We start from the raw sequence: 22580 nt of genomic DNA on the forward strand, positions 1-22580 counted from the left end.
GCCATGGGACTCATGACTGCACCTCCGGGGCCCCGGCGGCGACGGCCGGGCCGATCTTCACCAGGTCGCCGGGGACGGCACCGGTGTCCGAAGCGACGCCGCCGCCCTCGGAGTTGAGCGGAAGCCACACGACGCGGTCGGGCATCTCGGTGACCTGGAGCGGGAACGCGACGCTGCCCAGCGCACCGGTGACCGTCAGTACGTCGCCGTCCTTCACGCCCGATTCCGCGGCGGTCGCGGCGGACACGCGCGCGTGGGCGGCGTGCCGGGTGCCGGCGAGCGCGTCGTCGCCCTCCTGGAGGCGGCCCAGGTCGAGCAGCAGCCGATGTCCGGCGAGGACAGCCTCTCCGGAGGAGGGGCGCGGCAGCTGACCCGTCGTCTCCAGGGGCTCAGTGGCGTGCGGCCCGTCCCAGTTGCCCAGGCGGTCCAACTCGCCGCGCAGCGAACGCAGATCGGGAAGCCCGAGGTGGACGTCCATGGCGTCGGCCACCATTTGCAGCACGCGCGCGTCCGTGGGCGCGACGCGCCGCGTCATCTGGTCGGGCTTCAGCGCGGCCTCGAACATCCGGGCGCGGCCCTCCCAGTTGAGGAACGTGCCCGCCTTCTCGGCGACCGCGGCCACCGGGAGGACGACGTCGGCGTGGTCGGTGACCTCACTGGGCCGCTGCTCCAGGGAGAGCAGGAAACCCACCTCGTGAAGGGCTTCACGCGCGCGCACCGGGGACGGCAGGTCGGCGACCTCGACGCCGGCCACCACAAGGGCCGCCAGTTCGCCGGTGGCCGCGGCCTCCACGATCTGCCCGGTGTCCCGCCCGAAGCTGTGCGGCAGTTCGGCCACACCCCAGGCGGCGGCGACCTGGTCCCGCGCGCGCGGGTCGGTCGCGGGCCTGCCGCCCGGCAGCAGCGACGGCAGCGCGCCCGCCTCGACGGCGCCGCGCTCACCGGCCCTGCGCGGGATCCACACCAGCTGGGCCCCGGTCGCGGACGCGGCCCGTACGGCGGCGGTGAGACCGCCCGCCACGGCCGCGAGCCGCTCCCCTACGACGATCACGGCGCCCTCACCGCGCAGCGCCTGCGCTGCGTCCGCTCCGCCGCCTTCGAGGCCGACACCGGAGGCGAGCACGCCTTCGGACAACGCAGTCAGCCACTCGGGCTCGGTGCCGGGAGCGGCGGGCAGCAGCGTGCCACCAGCCTTCTCCAGGCCGCGCGTCGCATGCGTGGAGAGCGAGTAGACCTTCTGTCCGTGGCCGCGCCATGCCTTGCGGAGCTTGAGGAAGACGCCGGGCGCCTCCTCCTCCGACTCGAACCCGACGAGGAGGACCGCGGGGGCCTTCTCCAGCGCCTTGTAGGTGACGCCGCTGCCGTCCAGGTCGCGTCCGCGCCCCGCGACGCGCGCCGCCAGGAAGTCGGCTTCCTCGCTGCTGTGCACGCGCGCGCGGAAATCGATGTCGTTCGTGTCGAGCGCCACGCGCGCGAACTTGCTGTACGCGTAGGCGTCCTCGACGGTGAGGCGGCCACCGGTGAGCACACCGGTCCTGCCGCGGGCGGCGGCGAGCCCGCGCGCGGCGGTCTCCAGCGCCTCCGGCCAGGAAGCGGGCCGCAGCTCACCGCTCTCCGCGTCCCGTACGAGGGGGTGGGTGAGCCGGTCGGGCTTCTGCGCGTAGCGGAAGCCGAAGCGGCCCTTGTCGCAGATCCACTCCTCGTTGACCTCGGGGTCGTTGGCCGCGAGGCGGCGCATGACCTTGCCGCGCCGGTGGTCGGTGCGGGTCGCGCAGCCACCCGCGCAGTGCTCGCACACGCTCGGCGAGGAGACGAGGTCGAAGGGGCGGGAGCGGAAGCGATACGCCGCCGAGGTCAGCGCGCCGACCGGGCAGATCTGGATCGTGTTCCCGGAGAAGTACGACTCGAAGGGGTCGCCCTCGCCCGTGCCGACCTGCTGGAGCGCGCCGCGCTCGATCAGCTCGATCATCGGGTCGCCCGCGATCTGGTTGGAGAACCGGGTGCAGCGGGCGCACAGCACGCACCGCTCGCGGTCGAGCAGCACCTGCTTCGAGATCGGGACGGGCTTCTCGTAGGTGCGCTTCTTGCCCTCGAAGCGCGAGTCGGCCTGGCCGTGCGACATCGCCTGGTTCTGCAGCGGGCACTCACCGCCCTTGTCGCAGACCGGGCAGTCGAGGGGGTGGTTGATGAGCAGCAGCTCCATGACCCCCTTCTGCGCCTTCTCGGCGACCGGGGAGGAGAGCTGGCTCTTGACCACCATGCCGTCGGTGCAGGTGATGGTGCAGGACGCCATCGGCTTGCGCTGGCCCTCCACCTCCACGATGCACTGCCGGCAGGCACCCGCCGGGTCGAGCAGCGGGTGGTCGCAGAAACGCGGGATCTCGATGCCGAGCATCTCGGCGGCCCGGATGACCAGGGTCCCCTTGGGGACGCTGATCTCGATGCCGTCGATCGTCAACGAGACGAGGTCCTCGGGCGGAACCGCCGCCTCACCGCCCCCGGAGGGAGCGCCAGCGGTCACAGTCATGCGTTCACCTCCGTGCGGTGCTTGTCGCCCCGGCCGGCCCACAGCGTGGACCTGGCCGGGTCGAAGGGGCAGGCCTTGCCCGTGATGTGCTGCTCGTACTCGTCGCGGAAGTACTTGAGCGAGGAGAAGATCGGCGAGGCGGCGCCGTCACCGAGGGCGCAGAACGACTTGCCGTTGATGTTGTCGGCGATGTCGTTCAGCTTGTCGAGGTCGGACATCGTGCCCTTGCCTGCCTCGATGTCACGGAGCAACTGCACGAGCCAGTAGGTGCCTTCGCGGCACGGCGTGCACTTGCCGCAGGACTCGTGGGCGTAGAACTCGGTCCACCTCGTGACCGCGCGCACGACGCAGGTCGTCTCGTCGAAGCACTGAAGCGCCTTGGTGCCGAGCATCGATCCGGCGGCGCCGACTCCCTCGTAGTCGAGGGGTACGTCGAGGTGTTCCTCGGTGAACATCGGGGTCGAACTGCCGCCCGGGGTCCAGAACTTGAGGCGGTGGCCCGGACGCATGCCGCCGCTCATGTCGAGCAGCTGGCGCAGCGTGATACCGAGCGGGGCCTCGTACTGGCCGGGGCTCGCGACGTGGCCGCTGAGCGAGTAGAGCGTGAAGCCCGGGGACTTCTCGCTCCCCATCGATTTGAACCAGTCCTTGCCCCGATTGATGATCGCGGGAACTGATGCGATGGACTCGACGTTGTTCACGACAGTGGGGCACGCGTAGAGGCCCGCGACCGCAGGGAAGGGAGGACGGAGTCGTGGCTGACCACGCCGGCCTTCGAGCGAGTCCAGGAGTGCGGTCTCCTCGCCACAGATGTACGCGCCGGCGCCCGCGTGCACGGTGAGTTCGAGGTTGAGACCGGACCCGAGGACGTTCTGCCCGAGATACCCCGCGGCGTAGGCCTCGCGCACGGCCTCGTGCAAGCGCCGCAGTACGGGGACCACTTCACCGCGCAAGTAGATGAACGCGTGCTCGGAACGGATCGCGTAACAGGCGATCACGATGCCCTCGATGAGGCTGTGCGGGTTCGCGAAGAGGAGCGGGATGTCCTTGCAGGTCCCCGGCTCCGATTCGTCGGCGTTGACAACTAGATAGTGCGGTTTGCCGTCTCCCTGCGGAATGAACTGCCACTTCATCCCCGTCGGGAACCCGGCGCCACCACGCCCGCGGAGGCCAGCGTCCTTCACATAGGCGATCAGGTCGTCCGGAGCCATGGCGAGGGCCTTGCGCAGTCCCTCGTATCCGTCGTGCCGGCGGTACACGTCCAGGGACCAGGACTTGTCCTCGTCCCAGAAGGCCGACAGGACCGGAGCGAGCAGCTTCTCCGGGCTGGTGTCGTTGTTGTCGATCTCGGCTGCCAAGGTCATCACTCCCCCTCCTCGGCGGTCGGTCCCGCTGGGTGCTGCGGGTCGGATGCCGATGTGTCCTGCGGCGCGTCGTGCGAGCTCAAGTGCTCGGTGGGCGACGGGTCGTGGGCCGGTTCGCCCTCGATGCCCTCGCCGCGCGGGTGGACCACGCGCGCGGGCTCCGTCTCGCCCTTGGCCAGGCGGAGCCCGATCAGCGAGGCGGGCCCCGCGCTGCCGCCGGCCTCGACGGCGCCGTCCCGCTCGTCGGGGAATCCGGCCAGGATGCGCGCGGTCTCCTTGAAGGTGCACAAGGGGGCGCCGCGCGTGGGTGACACCTGCGCACCCGCGCGCAGGTCGTCGACGAGCTGCCTGGCGCTATCGGGCGTCTGGTTGTCGAAGAACTCCCAGTTGACCATCACCACGGGAGCGAAATCACAAGCGGCGTTGCACTCGATGTGCTCCAGCGTGATCTTGCCGTCGTCCGTGGTGCCGTTGTTGCCGACGCCGAGGTGCTCCTGGAGCGACTCGAAGATGGCGTCGCCGCCCATGACGGCGCACAACGTGTTGGTGCAGACGCCCACTTGGTAGTCGCCGCTCGGCTTCCTGCGGTACATCGTGTAGAAGGTCGCGACGGCCGTGACCTCGGCTGTGGTCAGGTCGAGCATGTCCGCGCAGAACTGCATGCCGGTGCGCGTGACATGCCCCTCCTCCGACTGCACGAGGTGCAGCAGCGGAAGCAGCGCCGAGCGGGAGCCGGGGTAGCGGGAGATGATCTCCTTCGCGTCGGCCTCCAGGCGGCCTCGGACGTCGTCCGGGTAGGCGGGCGCGGGCAGTTGGGGCATGCCCAGACTGACGCCCTGCTCCGAAGAACTGGTGGTCACCGGTCGACGCCTCCCATCACGGGGTCGATGGACGCGACGGCGACGATGACGTCGGCGACCTGGCCGCCCTCGCACATCGCCGCCATGGCCTGAAGGTTGGTGAAAGACGGGTCGCGGAAGTGGACCCTAAACGGGCGGGTGCCGCCGTCGGACACGGCGTGCACACCCAGCTCGCCCTTGGGCGACTCCACGGCCGCGTACGCCTGTCCCGGCGGGACGCGGAAGCCCTCGGTCACCAGCTTGAAGTGGTGGATGAGGGCCTCCATGGAGGTGCCCATGATGTTCTTGATGTGGTCGAGCGAGTTGCCGAGACCGTCCGGGCCGAGGGCCAGCTGGGCGGGCCAGGCGATCTTCTTGTCACCGACCATGACCGGGCCGGGCTCCAGGCGGTCCAGGCACTGCTCGACGATGCGCAGCGACTGGCGCATCTCCTCCAGGCGGATCAGGAAACGCCCGTAGGAGTCGCAGGTGTCGGCGGTCGGGATGTCGAAGTCGTAGTTCTCGTAGCCGCAGTACGGCTGGGCCTTGCGCAGGTCGTGCGGCAGGCCGGCGGAGCGCAGGATCGGTCCTGTGGCGCCGAGGGCCATGCAGCCCGCGAGGTCGAGGTAGCCGACGTCCTGCATGCGGGCCTTGAAGATGGGGTTCCCGGTGGCGAGCTTGTCGTACTCGGGAAGGTTCTTCTTCATCTTCTTGACGAACTCGCGGAGCTGGTCCACCGCGCCGGGCGGCAGGTCCTGGGCGAGTCCGCCGGGCCGGATGTACGCGTGGTTCATGCGCAGGCCGGTGATCAACTCGTAGATGTCGAGAACGAGTTCACGATCGCGGAATCCGTAGATCATGATCGTGGTCGCGCCGAGTTCCATGCCGCCGGTGGCGATGGCCACCAGGTGCGAGGACATCCGGTTCAGCTCCATGAGGAGCACGCGGATGATGCTGGCGCGGTCCGGGATCTCGTCCTCGATGCCGAGGAGCTTCTCGACGGCGAGGCAGTACGCCGTCTCGTTGTAGAACGGCGTCAGGTAGTCCATGCGCGTCACGAACGTGGTGCCCTGCGTCCACGTGCGGTACTCGAGGTTCTTCTCGATGCCGGTGTGGAGGTAGCCGATGCCGCAGCGGGCCTCGGTGACCGTCTCGCCGTCGATCTCCAGGATCAGGCGCAACACCCCGTGCGTGGAGGGGTGTTGGGGGCCCATGTTGACGATGATGCGCTCGTCGTCGGACTTGACCGCCGCCTCGGCGACCTCGTCCCAGTCACCTCCGGTGACCGTGTAGACGGCGCCTTCGGTGGTCTCGCGCGGCGACGCGGAGGAGGCAGAAGGAGTGGAAGACATCAGCTGTACGACCTCCGCTGGTCCGGAGCCGGGATCTGGGCGCCCTTGTACTCGACGGGGATGCCGCCGAGCGGGTAGTCCTTGCGCTGTGGGAAGCCCTGCCAGTCGTCCGGCATCATGATCCGCGTCAGCGCGGGGTGGCCGTCGAAGACGAGCCCGAAGAAGTCGTACGCCTCGCGCTCGTGCCAGTCGTTCGTCGGATACACCGGGACAAGCGACGGGACGTGCGGGTCCGCGTCGGGCGCCGAGACCTCGAGGCGGATCAGCCGGTTGTGGGTGAGCGAGCGCAGGTGGTAGACGGCGTGCAGCTCGCGGCCCTTGTCCCCGGGGTAGTGCACCACCGAGACCCCCGTGCACAGTTCGAAGCGCAGCGCCGGGTCGTCGCGCAGGATGCGGGCGACGCGGACCAGGTGCTCGCGCTCGATGTGGAAGGTGAGCTCGTCGCGGTCGACGACCGTCTTGTCGATGGCGTTCTCGGGGACGAGGCCCTGTTCCTCCAGGGCGCCCTCCAGCTCGTCCGCCACCTCGTCGAACCAGCCGCCGTAGGGGCGGGAGGATTCGCCGGGGAGCCGGATCGAGCGGACGAGGCCGCCGTAGCCGGAGGTGTCGCCGCCGTTGTTGGCGCCGAACATGCCGCGCTGGACGCGGATCTCCTCGCCCTGGTCGCCGCGCTGCCCAGGAAGGTTGGAAGCGCTGAGATCCTTTTCGGGGTTGACCCCGTTCGATCCCTTGTCGCTGTTGTCGCTGTGCGCGTCGCTCACCGCAGCAGCCCCTTCATCTCGATCGTCGGGAGCGCCTTGCGCGCCGCTTCCTCCGCCTCGCGGGCCGCCTCCTCGGCGTTCACGCCGAGCTTCGAGGTCTGGATCTTCTGATGGAGCTTGAGGATCGCGTCCATCAGCATCTCGGGCCGGGGCGGACAGCCGGGCAGATAGATGTCGACCGGGATGACGTGGTCGACGCCCTGCACGATCGCGTAGTTGTTGAACATCCCGCCGGACGATGCGCAGACGCCCATGGAGATGACCCACTTGGGGTTCGGCATCTGGTCGTAGACCTGGCGCAGGACGGGCGCCATCTTCTGGCTCACCCGCCCGGCCACGATCATCAGGTCCGCCTGGCGGGGCGATCCGCGGAAGACCTCCATCCCGAACCGCGCCAGGTCGTAGCGGCCCGCGCCCGTCGTCATCATTTCGATGGCGCAACAGGCGAGCCCGAACGTGGCGGGGAAGACGGACGACTTGCGCACCCAGCCCGCGGCCTGCTCGACGGTGGTCAGCAGGAATCCGCTCGGCAGCTTTTCTTCGAGTCCCATTGGTCTGTGGCTCCTGGTCTCCCCTATACGGGGCTCAGTCCCATTCCAGGCCGCCGCGCCGCCATACGTACGCGTACGCGACGAAGACGGTGAGCACGAAGAGCAGCATCTCTACGAGCCCGAACACCCCCAGGGCGTCGAAGGTGACGGCCCAGGGGTAAAGAAAGACGATCTCGATGTCGAAGACGATGAAGAGCATCGCCGTCAGGTAGTACTTGATGGGGAAGCGCCCGCCACCGGCCGGCGTGGGGGTCGGCTCGATCCCGCACTCGTAGGCTTCTAGCTTGGCCCGGTTGTACCGCTTTGGACCGATAAGCGTGGCCATGACCACGGAGAAGATCGCAAAGCCTGCCCCGAGGGCTCCCAGTACGAGGATGGGCGCATAAGCGTTCACCGCTCCTCGCTCCTCTCAGTCGGCACTGACTGCTGGCGGTTGCCATGAACTCGCGCCCCACCCCCACGCCCCGCGAACCGTCGAAGATCGCCTACATGTGAAGCGGGTCACAAGCCCAACTTGCCCCGCATCCTATGCCTGCAACTCTGTGATCTGCGACACGGGGTGCGCCAACTACTTTGTGATCTCCACCACCTGACGAAGGATCATGAAGTCGGATGAGCGGTGATCTTCACACGCGAAGCACCTGAGTGATCACCAGTGGTGACAACTTGACGCGTCACGCCTGGTCGGAGGGGTGTGTCCACTATCAAGACGTGGCGACTGCAAGCAAATTGGCGCTGGACGGGGTTGGCTGATAGTGGGCGGCGTTCACACCTTGGAGGGATGAGTGTGAACGGAAGTGGACGCGAGATGTGTTCATGACGTGTGCACCGCACCCCCTAAGGGTTGGCTTGTGACCTGCGTCACGCATCCGGCGGACCGTCAGAAACCGGGCTTGGCCAACTGCCTCAACGGGTGGTAAGCGTCGGGCAATTCGGGCGTATTGCGGAAAACCCATGATCAGAGCCGTGCGAGGGGCTGTCCAATTTGCCCGTTACGGCGTCAATAAAGCCTGTCGGGCACGGGTTTCGACCCCCCTGCTTCACAACTGTGGCGCACCACACGTTTCTTGAAGGGATCGGGGAGGCCCTGATACCGGTTGGTCTCATGTCCCACACCGCTCACATACCCAGCCACCGGAAGCCCCGTCGCAGCGCCTCGAAGCTGGCCCTGCGCGCCGGAGTTACCGGTGGCGTCCTCAGCACCCTGGCAGTCGCTGGTGCGGCTGGTTCGGCCAACGCCGCCGAGCCGGTGACGCAGACCATCGAGATGCCCACGCTCACCACCGACCTCTCTTCCCAGGTCGCCCAGTCCGCGGACGCCACCCAGCAGGCCGCGGCCAACTACCAGGTCCAGGCCGAGCGCGACGCCGCCTTCGACAAGGCCGCGGACCAGGCGAAGAAGGACCAGGTCGCCGCCGAGAAGAAGGCCGAGGCCCAGAAGGAGGCCGAAGCGAAGGCCAAGGCCGAGGCCGCCGCCAAGCGCGAGGCCGCCGCGAAGGCCGAGTCCTCCCGCTCCAGCGAGCGCACCACGCTCCAGGCGACCACGGCGTCCGCGTCCGACGAGGCCCCCGCCCCGGCCAGCGGCTCCGCCGCCGCGGTCGTGTCGTTCGTCAAGTCGCACATCGGCGACGCCTACGTCTCCGGTGGCACGGGTCCCAGCTCCTGGGACTGCTCGGGTCTGGTGCAGGCCGCGTACAAGCAGGCCGGTGTCGACCTGCCGCGCGTCTCGCAGGACCAGTCCACGCAGGGCACCCAGGTCGGCCTGGGCAACCTGCAGCCCGGCGACATCCTGTACTGGGGCAGCTCCGGCAGCGCCTACCACGTGGCGATCTACGTGGGCGGCGGCAACTTCGTCGGCGCGCAGAACTCGTCGACCGGTGTCGTCGAGAAGCCGCTCTCCTACGACCAGCCGACCGGCGCGGTGCGCGTCCTCTGAGCGTTCCCCCAGCGTTCTACGAGGTTCCTGTGAACTTCTGGGTCCCCCGGGACCCCGCGGCCCTCAAAGGCCGCACACAGCCGCCTGAGACCCCTTGAGGGCCTCACTGCACACACGGCGAAGGCCGCCGCTCCCCTCGCGGGGTGCGGCGGCCTTCGGCGTACGCGGAGCGAACCGGGTCCTCAGGACCGCGGCGACAGCTCGCCCATCTCGCCCCAACCCTCGTTCGGGATATCGGCGTTGATGATCTCCGGGGTCACGGCGATGAGCGGAGCCATGGCGTCCAGGCCCGCCTTGAAGTGGTCGGAGCCGACGTGCGCGGCGCCGGCGTCGGCGTCCCGGAAGCCCTCCAGGAGCACGAACTGGTTCGGGTCCTCGACGCTGCGGGACCAGTCGAAGAAGAGGTTGCCCTCCTCGGCACGGGTGGCCGCGGTGAACGCGGCGGTCTTCTCCAGCCACGAGTCGGCGTGCTCGGGGCGGGCGGTGAACTTCACGGCGATGAAAATCATGGCACCACCCTGTCAGGCCTTCGGTGCGACCTTCGTCAGGCCGTTGATGATCCGGTCCATCGCGTCGCCGCCCGTCGGGTCGGTCAGGTTCGCGAGCATCTTCAGCGTGAACTTCATCAGCATCGGGTGCGTCAGTCCGCGCTGCGTCGCGATCTTCATGACCTTCGGGTTGCCGATGAGCTTCACGAAGGCGCGGCCCATCGTGTAGTAGCCGCCGTAGGTGTCCTTGAGGACCTTCGGGTAGCGGTGGAGGGCCAGTTCGCGCTGGGCGGGGGTGGCGCGCGCGTGGGCCTGCACGATGACGTCGGCCGCGATCTGGCCGGACTCCATGGCGTACGCGATGCCCTCGCCGTTGAACGGGTTGACCAGGCCGCCCGCGTCGCCGACCAGGAGCAGGCCCTTGGTGTAGTGCGGCTGGCGGTTGAAGGCCATGGGGAGGGCGGCGCCGCGGATCGGCATCGTCATGTTGTCCGGGGTGTACCCCCAGTCCTCGGGCATCGACGCGCACCAGGCCTTGAGGACCTCGCGCCAGTCCAACTCGCGGAAGGCCTTCGAGGAGTTGAGGATGCCGAGGCCCACGTTGGACGTGCCGTCGCCCATGCCGAAGATCCAGCCGTAGCCGGGCAGCAGGCGGTCCTCGCCGGGGCCGCGCTTGTCCCACAGCTCCAGCCAGGACTCCAGGTAGTCGTCGTCGTGCCGCGGCGACGTGAAGTACGTACGGACGGCGACGCCCATCGGGCGGTCCTCGCGGCGGTGCAGGCCCATCGCGAGCGAGAGGCGCGTGGAGTTGCCGTCGGCGGCGACCACCAGCGGGGCGTGGAAGGTGACCGGGGTCTTCTCCTCGCCCAGCTTCGCGTGCACGCCCGTGATGTGGCCCGTGCGCTCGTCGATGATCGGGGCACCGACGTTGCACCGCTCGTACAGGCGGGCGCCGCCCTTCTGGGCCTGCCGCGCGAGCTGCTCGTCGAAGTCGTCGCGCTTGCGAACGAGTCCGTAGTCCGGGTACGAGGCGAGGTCGGGCCAGTCGAGCTGGAGGCGGACGCCGCCGCCGATGATGCGCAGGCCCTTGTTGCGCAGCCAGCCGGCCTCCTCGGAGATGTCGATGCCCATGGAGACGAGCTGCTTGGTGGCGCGCGGGGTGAGGCCGTCGCCGCACACCTTCTCGCGCGGGAAGGCGGTCTTCTCGAGGAGCAGGACGTCGAGGCCGGCCTTGGCGAGGTAGTAGGCGGTCGTGGAACCGGCGGGTCCGGCCCCGACGACGATCACGTCCGCGCTGTACTCGGCTTTGTCGGCGAGTCGCTTGGGCTGCTCGGTCACGGCGGGTTCTCCCCAGGCTCGAAAACGGTGTGCCGTCCGGCACGGACATGGGCAGTCTATTCAGCGACCGCGATCACCCGACCGAAGGGCCAGCCCATGAGTCGAGTTCTGCCCGCCGTGGACCTGCGCGTCCCCACCCATGAGGACGCGCTCGCCTGGCACAGGGTGTTCGACCACCCCGATGTCATGGAGTTCCACGGAGGCGCGTCGGCGGAGCTCTCCGTGTACGAGGAGCTGACCGCGCGGCAGCGCAGGCACGAGGCGGAGCACGGCTTCTGCCTGTGGACGATGACCGACGCCGCGGGCGACGTCATCGGGTTCACGGGCGCGCAGCCCTGGCCGGGCACCTGGGGGCCGGTCGGCGAGATCGAGATCGGCTGGCGGCTCGGGCGCGCGTACTGGGGTCAGGGGTACGCGACAGCGGCGGCGCGGCAAACCCTGGAGCGGGTACGGGAGACGGGCACGAGCAGCGTCGTCGCGATGGTCTACGCCCTCAACGAGCGCTCGATCGCGGTGACCCGGCGCCTGGGCATGGAGCTGGCCGAGACGTTCGTGACGCCGACGGGGAAGCAGGGTCACTGCTTCCGTTTGGAGCTCTGACCCGGCTCGCAGCGCTGACCGGACCTTCCGGGCGGCACACCCCAGGGGCTACCCTTCCGGTACCTCCTGGGGGTGACATCTGTGGTGAAGACACCCAAGACGCCCAAGGTCCCGGACGCCGGGCCGCCGGACGTTCCCGTGCCGAAGCTGGTCGGCCTGATGGCGGTCGACGCGCGTCAGGCGGCCCGTGAGCACGGCGTGCTGATCGCGGCGGCGGACCGGGACGACTTCGACCGGGTGGCGGTGGAGTACGTGGTGCGCCAGTACCCGCTGCCCGGTGTCGAGGTGCCGCGGGACGCCGTCGTCACGGTCTGGTTCGACCTCGGTGACGGCGAGGGCGGTGGCGGCGCGGGAGTGCGCGTGCCGCGGGCGCCGGGGCCACGGGGCGGCGGCATGCGCAGGGAGCTCGGCGAACCGGACGAGCCGCCGGCGCGCGCCGGGTCGTTCAGTCCGTGTCCGTGACGCGGTCCGGGTCCGCGTCACGCCTTCTTGTAGCCGCGGTGCAGCGTCACGATGCCGCCGGTGAGGTCCCGCCAGGCCACCCGCTGCCAGCCGACGTTCTGCATCAGCGCGGCCAGTTCGGGCTGCGTGGGCCAGGCGCGGATGGACTCGGCGAGGTAGACGTACGCGTCCGGGTTCGAGGACACCGCGCGCGCGACCGGCGGCAGGGCGCGCATCAGGTACTCGGTGTAGACGGTGCGGAAGGGCGCCCACGTCGGGTGGCTGAACTCGCAGATGACGACGCGGCCGCCGGGCTTGGTGACCCGGTGCAGCTCGCTCAGCGCGGTCTCGGTCTCCTGGATGTTCCGCAGCCCGAAGGAGATGGTCACGGCGTCGAACGTGTCGTCCTTGAACGGCAGCTTCGTGCCGTCGCCCGCGGTGAACGGCATCCACGGGTGGCGCTGCTTGCCCACGCGGAGCATGCCGAGGGAGAAGTCGCAGGGCACGACGTACGCGCCGGCCTGGGCGAAGGGCTGCGAGGAGGTGGCGGTGCCGGCGGCGAGGTCGAGGACCTTCTGCGCGGGGCGGGCGTCGACGGCCCTGGCGACCTCCCTGCGCCACAGCCGGGTCTGTCCCAGGGACAGCACGTCGTTGGTGAGGTCGTACTTCTCCGCCACGTCGTCGAACATCGAGGCGACTTCGTGGGGCTGCTTGTCCAGGGATGCACGGGTCACCCGGCCATTGTGGCAGCACCATAGCCGCGGCCTTCGTGACGGGTGCGCATATCAAGCCCCGCCGGCGATTGAGGCGCGGGGTCCGGGGCGGAGCCCCGTGGCCTGGTTACCGACCGCGGTACACCAGACGGCCGCCGACCACCGTCGCCACGCACGTGGAAGCCCCACGCCGCACCAGTTCCTCCCGGTCCGCCACGTCGAACACCGCGAACCGCGCGGGCCCGCCCACCGCCAACCCCGGCAACAGCACCAACGGCTTCGGCGACAGCGACACCGGCCCCGGCAGCCGATCGGGCCGAGCGGCGAACACGAGGCCCGACCGCTGCACCACCTCAAGAACCGGCTTGGCGCGCAACTCCCCCGCGAGGGCCACCGTTCCGTGCGCGAACAGTCGCTGCACACCCCGCCGCGCACTCGCGCCCAGCCGGGACGGGTCCGCGCGGAAGATCTCCCGCGCCCGCTCCCCGCCGATCGGCACCGTCCCGTACGTGTCCGCCTCACGCGGATCCGGGTGGTACGTGTGCTCGAGGATCTCGGGACCGTACGGGTTGAGGAGACCCGGCGTCAGGATGCCGGGCCAGCGCCGCACCCGCGCCTGCGGAGCGGCGGCGGCCACCTCCTCGTACGGTCCGAGCGCCTTGACGGACCCGCCCTCGACGAGAACGGAGAAGTCGTCGCCGTCGACGTGAAGTGTCAGCAACGCGCGCTCAGTTGGTGGAGACGAGCTTCAGCTCGGGGTGAGCCGTCCCGCCGTCGATCGCCGTCGACGAGATGTGCGAGGTGACGCGGTCGTCGACCGGGTCGTTCGCCGGGTCGTCGTGCACGACGAGGTGCTCGTAGGTCGTGGCGCGCTGCGCCGGGACGCGGCCCGCCTTGCGGATCAGCTCGATGATCTCCATGCGGTTGGAGCGGTGCTTGGCACCGGCCGACGAGACGACGTTCTCCTCCAGCATGATCGAGCCGAGGTCGTCGGCGCCGTAGTGCAGGGACAGCTGGCCGACCTCCTTGCCCGTCGTCAGCCACGAACCCTGGATGTGCCGGACGTTGTCCAGGAAGATCCGGGCGATCGCGATCATCCGCAGGTACTCGAAGAGCGTCGCCTGCGTGCGGCCCTTCAGGTGGTTGTTCTCCGGCTGGTACGTGTACGGGATGAAGGCGCGGAAGCCGCCCGTGCGGTCCTGTACGTCGCGGATCATGCGCAGGTGCTCGATGCGCTCGGCGTTGGTCTCGCCGGTGCCCATCAGCATCGTGGACGTGGACTCGACGCCCAGGTTGTGCGCCGCCTCCATGATCTCCAGCCAGCGCTCGCCGGACTCCTTGAGCGGGGCGATCGCCTTGCGGGGGCGCTCGGGGAGCAGCTCCGCGCCGGCGCCCGCGAAGGAGTCGAGACCCGCGGTGTGGATCCGCTGGATCGCCTCCTCGACCGGCACCTTGGAGATCCGCGCCATGTGCTCGATCTCCGAGGCGCCCAGGCTGTGGATGACGAGCTGCGGGTACGCCTTCTTGATGGCGGCGAAGTGCTCCTCGTAGTACTCGACGCCGTAGTCCGGGTGGTGGCCGCCCTGGAACATGATCTGCGTGCCGCCGAGCTCGATCGTCTCCGCGCAGCGCCGCAGGATGTCGTCGAGGTCGCGCGACCAGCCCTTCTTGGTGTCCTTGGGGGCCGCGTAGAAGGCGCAGAACTTGCACGCCGTGACGCACACGTTCGTGTAGTTGATGTTCCGCTCGATGATGTACGTCGCGATGTGCTCGATGCCCGCGTACTTACGGCGGCGGATCGCGTCGGCGGCGGCGCCGAGCGCGTGCAGCGGGGCGTCGCGGTACAGGGCGACGGCCTCCTCGGGGGTGATCCGCCCACCGTCGGCGGCGCGGTCGAGGACGGACTGAAGCGCGGCCTTCTCGGTCACCGGGCGAGCCCCTTTCGGAGGATTCCGACGAGTCCGAGCTGGAATCTCGCCGAGTCTGAGCTGAAATCTCAGCGTACGTCAGGCCCCCAGGGCGCCCAGCAGAACCCCCGCGAGGGCGCCCAGAATCATGAAGGGGCCGAACGGGATCTCGGTGCCGCGCCCGGCCCGCCGCGTCGCCACGAGCACCAGGGCGTACAGGCCGTTGAACAGCACGCCCGCGAACGCCCCGAGGAACAGCACACCCCACCCGTACCAGCCCAGTGCCGCGCCGAGCCCCACCGCCAGCTTCACGTCCCCGAAGCCCATCCCCTTCGGATAGACGAGCAGGAGCAGCAGGTAGCCGCCGCCGAGGCCGAGCGCGCCCCACAGCGCGCCGGTCCACTCCCCGCCGGCCTCCGGCAGCAGCGCCGCCCCGCCGAGCGCGAGCACGGTGAGCGCGGCGAGCGGCAGGGTGAGCACGTCCGGCAGCCGCTTCACCGCGAAGTCGACGGTGGCCAGGAGCACGCCGAGCGGCGCGAGCAGCAGCCAGGCGCCGAGCTCGGGCCGGGTGCCGGTGGCGGCGGCGAGCAGCGCGCAGACGAGCGCGGTGACGGCGGCGAGGCCGATCGCCGACGGTCCCGGCCGGACCCCGAGCCAGCCGCGGGCCGCCCGCCACGGCTCCCCTTGTTCCACGGAGAGGCGGTACGCGGCCCGTGGCAGGAGCAGCCCGCAGGCGGCGCCCCACAACGCCGCGATCAGTACGTCCCCGCTCCGCACCGGCCGCTCAGCCGCCCTTGACCCGGTCGAGGTCCGCCACGGGATTGCCCGCGTCCGGATACTGGGACGTGTATTTCAGGGACTTGCCGTGCCGGGTGAGGTGCACGGTGTGCGGCCCCTTCGCGCAGAGGTCCGGATTGCCCGGCGCGGCCTTGCCCGCCGCCACCAGGACCTTGTCGTCGGCGGATGTCAGCGTCAGTACGTCGACACACTTCAGGACCCCCAGCGGATCGGTCGAGGTCACCTTGCCGACCTGCTTGCCGGGCGCGGCCTGCTTGAGGTCGACGCGGAACGTGCCGCCGTCCAGGCCCGCCTGTGTCACCGGCCCCTTCCACGTGCCGACGTAGAAGTCCGGCACCGGGGGCGCCTTCGACGTCGAGGACGCGGAGGGCCGGGAGCCGCTCGCGTTGCCGCCGTCACCGCCGCCCCCGCCCGGCAGCATGTTGAACACGAACACCCCGCCGACCGTCACCGCCGCGAGCGCGCCCGCCACGGCGAGCGCCACCGAGCAACTGACCCTGCGGCCCTTGCCGTTCGGCGTGTCACGGATCGAGGTCGCCGACACGGACACCGAGAGCCGGCCGGGCGGCGCGTCCTCCCTGGCGGGTGGTGGCTCCTCCGTACGAGGTGGGGGCACCGCCGCGTACGCCGGATCCGGTGGCCCGAAGACGCCCGCGGGCGCCGAACTCCCGGTCACCGAGGGGCTGCTGAAGCCCGTGAGCCCCGAGTCCAGTACGTCGGATGTGGCGGAACCCTCCAGGTCCAGGAGCCGCACCGCGCCACGCGAGACCTCCTCCACCAGCGGCCCCGGCAGCCACCCCGCCTGCACGAGGCCCGCCGCGCCCTGCGGGGCGAGGCGCCGGGCGACCTCCTCGGGGGCGGGGCGCGCGGCCGGGTCCTTCGCGAGGCAGACCGCCGCGACGTCCCGCAATTCACCGGCCAGCGAGCCCAGTTCGGGCTCCTCGTGGACGACCTTGTAGAGCAGCGCTGCCGACGAGTCCCCGGGGAAGGGGGACGACCCCACCGCCGCGTACACGAGGACCGCGCCGAGCGAGAAGACGTCCGCGGCGCCGGTGACGCCCTTGCCGAGGATCTGCTCGGGCGACATGTAGCCGGGCGAGCCGATGGAGACGCCGGTCGAGGTGAGGGAGGCCGTGCCGTCGGTGGCGCGGGCGATGCCGAAGTCGATGAGCCGCGGCCCGTCCAGGGTCAGCAGCACGTTCGAAGGCTTTACGTCGCGGTGTACGAGCCCCAGGCCGTGCACCGCCGTGAGTGCCTCGGCGAGGCCGGCCCCCAGGACCCGTACGGAGTGTTCGGGCAGGCCCGCACCGGCGCTCACGGCCTGGGTGAGCGAGGGGCCCGCGACGTAGCCCGTCGCCACCCACGGCACCTCGGCGTCCGGGTCCGCGTCGAGCACCGGCGCCGTCCAGGCCCCGCCCACCCGGCGGGCCGCCTGTACCTCACGCTTGAAGCGCGCCCGGAATTCGTCGTCGAGCGCGAAGTGCGGGTGCACGATCTTCACGGCGACGGTGCGCCCTCCGGCGCTGCGGCCCAGGTACACCCGGCCCATGCCGCCCGACCCGATCCTGCCGAGCAACCGGTAGGGCCCCACCACCGTGGGTTCGCCGGTCTGAAGCGGCTGCATGATGCGGACCTCCCCCCGTGTGCACGCACGCACGCACCGGCAGCGTAGCCCCGCGCCTCAGTCGCGCACACGCCTCTCGAACGCTCCGGAACACATTCGGAACACATCGGGAGCACCGGGTGGATCACTGTGAATTCACGCCGAATTCACCCACCGAAGCGGAATTCCCGTGCGGAGTTCCGGAATCCCGCGTCGGAGAACGCCGAAGTGCGCCCGCCTATGAGCGCACTCCGGGGGAATTCATGACATCAGCAGCTCGACCCGTACATCGGCGGGAAATCCCGTCGTGGGGCCGACCCGTCGCGCGAACTCCGTGACGCCTTCCAGCTGCGCGGGCCCGAAGCGGAAGTCGAGCGTCGTGAAGTACTCCTCGAGGATCTTCTCGCCGAAGACCTCCCAGCGGGCCGCCTGCTCGGAGACCTTGGAGACCTCCTCAAGGGACAGGTCGCGCGAGGCCAGGAACGCCTCGTGCACCTTCTGGGTGATCTCCGGCTCGCGCTCCACGTACTCCTTGCGCGCCGCCCACACCGCGAAGACGAACGGGAGCCCCGTCCACTCCTTCCACAGGGCGCCCAGGTCGTGCACCTGGAGGCCGAGCCGCGGGGCGTCGTGCAGATTGGCCCGCAGCGCCGCGTCACCGATGAGCACGGCCGCCTCCGCGTCCTGCATCATCAGGCCCAGGTCGGGCGGGCACGTGTAGTAGTCGGGCTGGACGCCGAAGCGCTCGGCCAGCAGCAGCTGCGCGAGCCTGACCGACGTGCGGGAGGTGGACCCGAGGGCCACGCGCCGGCCGTCGAGCTGGTCGAGGGGGACCTGCGAGACGATCACGCAGGACATCACGGGGCCGTCGCAGCCCACGGCCAGATTCGGGAACGCGACGAGGTCGTCGGCCGCCTTGAGGAACTCGACGAGGGTGATGGGACCGATGTCGAGGTCACCGTTCACCAGTTGCTCGCTCAGCTTCTCCGGCGTGTCCTTCGTCAGCTCGAAGTCCAGGAGCGAGCCCGTCCTGGCAAGCCCCCAGTACAGAGGCATGCAGTTCAGGAACTGGATGTGGCCCACTCGCGGACGGGTGCGCCGCGCGGCCTTCAGGGTCTCGGGAGAATTGTCCACATCGCGAGACTAAACCCCATGCGGTACGGTGCGGGATCCGGGCCCGGCACGCCGTCGGGTCAACCCCCTTCGGGCCTCCTTCAAACCTCCGGGTGAAGTGATCTTGCCCTCTATTGCATTCGGCTGCCTGCGTGCTAGGCTCGCCGCAAGTTGCAGTTTGGTTTCCCTTGCAGTACAGAGCCTGCGGAGCATGTGACCGCGGGCTCTCGTCGTTTTCAGACTTTTGCAGTTGTTCGCAAGTGCATTTGCAGGTTCTGGAGCAGGGCGACCCTATGGCCCATAGGAGGGCTTATGGCTACCGGAACCGTGAAGTGGTTCAACGCTGAAAAGGGCTTTGGCTTCATCGCCCAGGAAGGCGGCGGCCCGGACGTTTTCGTCCACTACTCCGCGATCAACGCAAGCGGCTTCCGCTCCCTCGAGGAGAACCAGGCCGTGAGCTTCGACGTCACGCAGGGCCCGAAGGGCCCGCAGGCGGAGAACGTCACCCCCGTCTGATCGTTCGCGATCACACGGTGGTAGTTGCCGTGTTCTGATCCGGAACCTAGCGCAGTACCCAAGGAGCCCCGCGCCTTATGGCAGCGGGGCTCCTGCCTTTTCTCCGGCGGTCTACGCGAGTGCGGCGCGGGCCGCGACCGCGTCCGCCGGATCCCAGCCCCGCCCCGGCACCGACGCCAGCAGCAGCTGTGTATACGGATCGGTGGGCTCGCTCAGGACGCGGCGCGTGGGCCCCCGCTCGACGACGTTCCCGCTCCGCATCACCAGGACCTCGTCCGTGACGTGCTGGACGACCGCCAGGTCGTGGCTGACGAAGACCAGGGCCACAGCGGTGTCCTGGCGGATCTCGTCGAGGAGCCGCAGGATCTGCGCCTGGATGGAGACGTCGAGCGCGGCGACGGCCTCGTCGAGGACCAGGATGCGGGGGTCGACGGCGAGGGCGCGGGCGATGGCGAGACGTTGGCGCTGGCCGCCGGAGAGGTGGCGGGGGCGGGCTTTCGCCTCCCGTGCGCCGAGGCCCACGCGGTCGAGGAGGTCGGCCGCGGTGGATTCGTCGCGGCCGTGCAGACGCAGGGCGGAACTCAGGCACTGCTCGGCGGTGAGCCTCGGGTCCAGGGAGACGTAGGGGTCCTGGAACACCATCTGGATCTGGCGGGCGCGGGCCAGGCGGGGGGCCTTTCCGCGCGGGGGTTTCGCGGGCCGCGGGGTGCCGTCGACCTTGATGGTGCCGTGGTCCGGGCGGACCAGGCCCACGAGCATGCGGGCCACGGTCGTCTTGCCGGAGCCCGACTCCCCCACGATCCCGAGGGATCCGCCGGGGGCGAGGGTGAAGGAGACGGCGTCCGCGGCGGTGTGGCTGCCGCCGGGGACCGGGTAGGTCTTGCGGAGGTCCGTGACCTCCAGGAGTGGTGCTTGCGTGGTCACTTGGGGTTCGCCCCCTCTTTCTCGTTGCGCGGCACCGGGGGCTGTGCCCACCCTGCCGCCCAAGGCGGCAGATCGCCCACGGCGGTGCGGCGGCACTCCACCGTCGCGCCCTCCGATACGTGGGCCTTGGGTTTCCAGGTGTGGCACTCGTCCTCCGCGTCTGCGCACCGGGCCGCGAACGGGCAGCCGGTGAACGTGTCCGAGAGGGACGGCGGTTTGCCCGGGATCGGGGCGAGGGGGCGGGATTCGCCCAGCGTCGGGGAGCAGCCGAGGAGGCCGCGGGTGTAGGGGTGGGCCGGGGTCGTGAACAGGGCGTCCGCCGTGCGGTGTTCGACCACACGGCCCGCGTACATGACGTGGACGCGGTCGCAGTAGGCCGCCGCCAGGTGCAGGTCGTGCGTGATGAAGAGGAGGCCGGCGCCCCGGGCCTCGCGCGCCTTGCGGAGCTGGGTGAGGATCTCCGCCTGGGTCGTCACGTCGAGCGCGCTGGTCGCCTCGTCGGCGAGGAGCAGCCTGGGGCGGGACGCCAAGGCCCCTGCGATGACGACGCGTTGGAGCATGCCTCCGGAGAGTTCGTGCGGGCGTTGACGCAGGTGCCGGGCGGGGTCGGGCAGGCCCACGGCGGCGAGAAGGTCGAGTGCCTCGTCCTTCGTCGCGCCGCGTTCCGTCAGGAAGTCACCGATGCGGCGGACCGGGTTGAGGGCGGCGCGGGGGTCCTGGTGGATCATCGCGACCGTGTCCGATCTGTGCCGCCGCAACTCCTCTCCGCGCAGGGACAGGACGTCCGAGCCGTCGACCCGGACCGTTCCCGTGCTCGTGGCTCCGTCCGGCAGCACGCCGAGCGCCGCCTTCGCCGTCGTCGACTTGCCCGAGCCCGACTCCCCCACCAGGCCCACGACCTCGCCCTCGGCGACGTTCAGGGAGACCTGGTCGAGGAGGGGGCGGGCGGCGCCGGGGACCTTGACCGTGAGGTCCTCGATCGAGAGCAGCATCGTCATCAGTCCTGCTTTCCGAGGCGGTCGGCGGCCCAGACCCCGACGACGTTGAAGGAGACGACGACCAGGGCGATGGCCGTGCCGGGGACGAGGGCGGGCAGGAGTGCGCCCTGGACGATCGCGGCCTGGCCCTCCTGGACCATCAAGCCCCAGTCCGAGGACGGCGGTTGGGCGCCGAAGCCCAGGTAGGAGAGGGTCGCGAGGGACATCAGTGCCTCGCCGAAGAGGACGACCAGATAGCCGAGGATCGACCGGCCCAGGTTCGGGACCAGGTGCAGCGCGCAGATCCGGGCGCCGCCCATGCCCTGGACCCGGTACGCGTCGACGTACGGCTTGCGGGCCTCGGACAGCGCGAGGGAGCGGGTGTACTTGGCGATGGTCGGGGTGAAGGCGAGGCCGAGCGCGAGGACCGAGGTCGTCATGCCCGCGCCGAACACCGCGATGATCAGGACCGTGAACAGCAGGCCCGGGAAGGCGTACATCACGTCCGTCAAGCGGGAGACGAGCGTGTCGACCCAGCCTCCGCGCCAGGCGGCGAGCACCCCGAGCGTCACGCCGAGGGCCGCCGCCACCGCGAGCAGCGCGACCGGTGCGACGAGGCTCGACCGGGCGCCGTAGAGCACCCGGGAGAGCAGGTACTGCCCGGAGGAGTCGGTGCCGAGGAGGTGGTCGGCACCGGTGCCGACGAGGGAGGCGGAGAGGTCGATGGCGTCGGGAGCGTAGGGCGCGAGCAGGGGCGCGGAGAGCGCCGCGAGCACCACGAGCGCGAGCACCGCCCCGGCGAGCGTGACGCCCAGCGGGCGCCGTGTGGTGCCGACCGGGGTCAGGGTGAGGGCCGCCGTCATGCGTGGGCCTCCTTCACTCTCGGGTCGAGGAGGGGGTGGACCAGGTCGACGAGCGTGGTCACGACCACGTATCCCGTGACCATCAGGAGGAGGACCGCCTGGGCGACCGGGAAGTCGTGGGTGTTGATGGCGCCCACGAGCAGGGAGCCGATGCCGCTGATGCCGAACGCCGTCTCGACGACGACGGTGCCGGCCAGCATGCCCGCCATGACGAGGCCGCACATGGTGACGATGGGGCCGAGCGCGTTGCGCAGGACGTGCCTGCGGACGATCTCGCGTTCCGGGACACCGGAGGCGCGGGCCGCCTCGACGTGGTCGGACGCGGAGGCGTCAGCCATGGCCTGCCGGGTGACGCGGCTGATGATGGCGAGCGCGCCGAGGGCGAGGGAGAAGGCGGGCAGCGTCAGATGGTGCAGGGTGCCGGCGAGGCCGGAGCCCGAGCCGGTCACCGGGAACCATCCGAGCTGCACGCCGAACAGCGAGACCAGGGCGATCGCGGCCACGAACGAGGGGACGGACGCGGCGAGCGTGGTGCCGCCGACCACCGCCGAGTCGACCCACGTCGAGCGCCGGACCGCCGCGAGGATCCCGGCGCCGACGCCGAGGATCACGTACAACACCGTCGCGTACGCGACGAGTTCGAGGGTGGTGGCGAGGCGGGAGGAGATGAGGTCCGCCACCTGGTCGCCGTATTTGAAGGAGCGGCCGAGGTCGAGGTGGACGGTGTCCCACAGCCAACGGCCGTACTGGACGACGAGCGGTTCGTCGAGGTGGTACTGCGCGCGGACCTGCGCGAGCCGCTCGGGCGTCAGCTTGTCGCGGCCTCCGGCGAGGAAGACCGCGGGGTCGCCGGGCGCCGCGTACACGGCGGCGAAGATGACGAACGAGGCGGCGACGAGGGTCGCGACCAGTCCGGCCAGACGGCGCGAGAGGTGCGCCACGGCGCGCGACGGAAGACTCTTCATCATC

The 22580-nt window shown here is 70.2% G+C and carries 23 protein-coding genes; 4 read left to right on the plus strand and 19 right to left on the minus strand.

The window, feature by feature from the left end; translation table 11 throughout:
* Positions 1–10: 10 nt before the first annotated feature.
* Genes ACP4E5_RS20470 through ACP4E5_RS20500 form a run of 7 tightly spaced genes read right to left on the minus strand, consistent with a single transcriptional unit; the run spans position 11 to position 7788 of the window.
* Complete coding sequence (locus ACP4E5_RS20470; RefSeq protein ID WP_425830744.1) at positions 11–2527, minus strand: NADH-quinone oxidoreductase subunit G; 2517 nt, start codon at positions 2525–2527, stop codon at positions 11–13.
* Positions 2524–3891 (minus strand): NADH-quinone oxidoreductase subunit NuoF, encoded by a 1368-nt coding sequence (gene nuoF, locus ACP4E5_RS20475; RefSeq protein ID WP_425830746.1) that lies wholly within the window; start codon positions 3889–3891, stop codon positions 2524–2526. The genes ACP4E5_RS20470 and nuoF overlap by 4 nt, the downstream gene beginning before the upstream one ends.
* Complete coding sequence (nuoE, locus tag ACP4E5_RS20480) at positions 3891–4751, minus strand: NADH-quinone oxidoreductase subunit NuoE (protein ID WP_425830748.1); 861 nt, start codon at positions 4749–4751, stop codon at positions 3891–3893. Before nuoE ends, nuoF begins: the two co-directional genes overlap by 1 nt.
* Complete coding sequence (locus ACP4E5_RS20485; RefSeq protein ID WP_425830750.1) at positions 4748–6082, minus strand: NADH-quinone oxidoreductase subunit D; 1335 nt, start codon at positions 6080–6082, stop codon at positions 4748–4750. The genes nuoE and ACP4E5_RS20485 overlap by 4 nt, the downstream gene beginning before the upstream one ends.
* On the minus strand, positions 6082–6843 hold the full coding sequence (locus ACP4E5_RS20490) for an NADH-quinone oxidoreductase subunit C (protein WP_425830752.1): 762 nt from the start codon (positions 6841–6843) through the stop codon (positions 6082–6084). The genes ACP4E5_RS20485 and ACP4E5_RS20490 overlap by 1 nt, the downstream gene beginning before the upstream one ends.
* Positions 6840–7394, minus strand: a complete 555-nt coding sequence (locus tag ACP4E5_RS20495; RefSeq protein WP_403852682.1) for a NuoB/complex I 20 kDa subunit family protein — start codon at positions 7392–7394, stop codon at positions 6840–6842. Before ACP4E5_RS20495 ends, ACP4E5_RS20490 begins: the two co-directional genes overlap by 4 nt.
* A 34-nt stretch (positions 7395–7428) precedes the next feature.
* On the minus strand, positions 7429–7788 hold the full coding sequence (locus ACP4E5_RS20500; RefSeq protein ID WP_007383963.1) for an NADH-quinone oxidoreductase subunit A: 360 nt from the start codon (positions 7786–7788) through the stop codon (positions 7429–7431).
* Positions 7789–8499: 711 nt separating this feature from the next.
* Here ACP4E5_RS20500 and ACP4E5_RS20505 point away from each other — a divergent pair.
* Complete coding sequence (locus ACP4E5_RS20505) at positions 8500–9330, plus strand: C40 family peptidase (RefSeq protein ID WP_425830755.1); 831 nt, start codon at positions 8500–8502, stop codon at positions 9328–9330.
* Positions 9331–9512: 182 nt separating this feature from the next.
* Here ACP4E5_RS20505 and ACP4E5_RS20510 read toward each other — a convergent pair whose 3' ends face one another.
* Complete coding sequence (locus tag ACP4E5_RS20510) at positions 9513–9839, minus strand: putative quinol monooxygenase (RefSeq protein ID WP_425830757.1); 327 nt, start codon at positions 9837–9839, stop codon at positions 9513–9515.
* A 12-nt stretch (positions 9840–9851) separates the two neighbouring features.
* Complete coding sequence (locus tag ACP4E5_RS20515; RefSeq protein ID WP_425830759.1) at positions 9852–11156, minus strand: geranylgeranyl reductase family protein; 1305 nt, start codon at positions 11154–11156, stop codon at positions 9852–9854.
* 96 nt (positions 11157–11252) lie between these two features.
* On the opposite strand from ACP4E5_RS20515, the gene ACP4E5_RS20520 reads away from it, so the two are divergent.
* Positions 11253–11756: a GNAT family N-acetyltransferase gene (locus ACP4E5_RS20520; RefSeq protein WP_425830761.1), complete on the plus strand. Its 504-nt coding sequence runs from the start codon at positions 11253–11255 to the stop codon at positions 11754–11756.
* A gap of 159 nt (positions 11757–11915) precedes the next feature.
* Positions 11916–12218 carry a PASTA domain-containing protein gene (locus ACP4E5_RS20525; RefSeq protein WP_425841495.1) on the plus strand — a complete coding sequence of 101 codons (303 nt, stop codon included), beginning with the start codon at positions 11916–11918 and terminating at the stop codon, positions 12216–12218.
* 17 nt (positions 12219–12235) lie between these two features.
* Here the strand turns inward: ACP4E5_RS20525 and ACP4E5_RS20530 are convergent, their stop codons facing one another.
* From ACP4E5_RS20530 to ACP4E5_RS20555, 6 genes are all read right to left on the minus strand, one after another.
* Positions 12236–12931, minus strand: a complete 696-nt coding sequence (locus ACP4E5_RS20530) for a demethylmenaquinone methyltransferase (protein WP_425830763.1) — start codon at positions 12929–12931, stop codon at positions 12236–12238.
* A 106-nt stretch (positions 12932–13037) separates the two neighbouring features.
* Entirely contained in the window at positions 13038–13631 is a 594-nt protein-coding gene (locus tag ACP4E5_RS20535) for an imidazolonepropionase-like domain-containing protein (protein ID WP_425830765.1), read from the minus strand.
* A gap of 7 nt (positions 13632–13638) precedes the next feature.
* On the minus strand, positions 13639–14838 hold the full coding sequence (mqnC, locus tag ACP4E5_RS20540; RefSeq protein WP_425830767.1) for a cyclic dehypoxanthinyl futalosine synthase: 1200 nt from the start codon (positions 14836–14838) through the stop codon (positions 13639–13641).
* Positions 14839–14916: 78 nt separating this feature from the next.
* Entirely contained in the window at positions 14917–15594 is a 678-nt protein-coding gene (locus ACP4E5_RS20545) for a prepilin peptidase (protein WP_425830769.1), read from the minus strand.
* A gap of 7 nt (positions 15595–15601) precedes the next feature.
* Positions 15602–17239 (minus strand): serine/threonine-protein kinase, encoded by a 1638-nt coding sequence (locus ACP4E5_RS20550; RefSeq protein WP_425830771.1) that lies wholly within the window; start codon positions 17237–17239, stop codon positions 15602–15604.
* A 240-nt stretch (positions 17240–17479) separates the two neighbouring features.
* Entirely contained in the window at positions 17480–18331 is an 852-nt protein-coding gene (locus ACP4E5_RS20555) for a menaquinone biosynthetic enzyme MqnA/MqnD family protein (protein WP_425841498.1), read from the minus strand.
* 312 nt (positions 18332–18643) lie between these two features.
* Here ACP4E5_RS20555 and ACP4E5_RS20560 point away from each other — a divergent pair, with 312 nt between their 5' ends.
* The gene (locus ACP4E5_RS20560; protein WP_003998944.1) at positions 18644–18847 is read left to right on the plus strand and encodes a cold-shock protein; all 204 of its coding nucleotides are present in this window, start codon (positions 18644–18646) and stop codon (positions 18845–18847) included.
* Positions 18848–18958: 111 nt separating this feature from the next.
* Here ACP4E5_RS20560 and ACP4E5_RS20565 read toward each other — a convergent pair whose 3' ends face one another.
* From ACP4E5_RS20565 to ACP4E5_RS20580, 4 genes are read right to left on the minus strand one after another with little or no spacing between them, the layout of a single operon-like run.
* Complete coding sequence (locus ACP4E5_RS20565) at positions 18959–19771, minus strand: ABC transporter ATP-binding protein (protein WP_425830774.1); 813 nt, start codon at positions 19769–19771, stop codon at positions 18959–18961.
* Positions 19768–20763, minus strand: a complete 996-nt coding sequence (locus tag ACP4E5_RS20570; protein WP_425841500.1) for an ABC transporter ATP-binding protein — start codon at positions 20761–20763, stop codon at positions 19768–19770. Before ACP4E5_RS20570 ends, ACP4E5_RS20565 begins: the two co-directional genes overlap by 4 nt.
* A 5-nt stretch (positions 20764–20768) precedes the next feature.
* Positions 20769–21611, minus strand: coding sequence for an ABC transporter permease (locus ACP4E5_RS20575; RefSeq protein WP_425830776.1), 843 nt, complete (start codon positions 21609–21611; stop codon positions 20769–20771).
* The gene (locus ACP4E5_RS20580) at positions 21608–22579 is read right to left on the minus strand and encodes an ABC transporter permease (protein WP_425830778.1); all 972 of its coding nucleotides are present in this window, start codon (positions 22577–22579) and stop codon (positions 21608–21610) included. The genes ACP4E5_RS20575 and ACP4E5_RS20580 overlap by 4 nt, the downstream gene beginning before the upstream one ends.
* Position 22580 lies beyond the last annotated feature (1 nt).

It is taken from the genome of Streptomyces fractus (genome assembly GCF_049844455.1).
In the GTDB taxonomy this organism is placed as follows: Bacteria; Actinomycetota; Actinomycetes; order Streptomycetales; family Streptomycetaceae; genus Streptomyces; species Streptomyces fractus.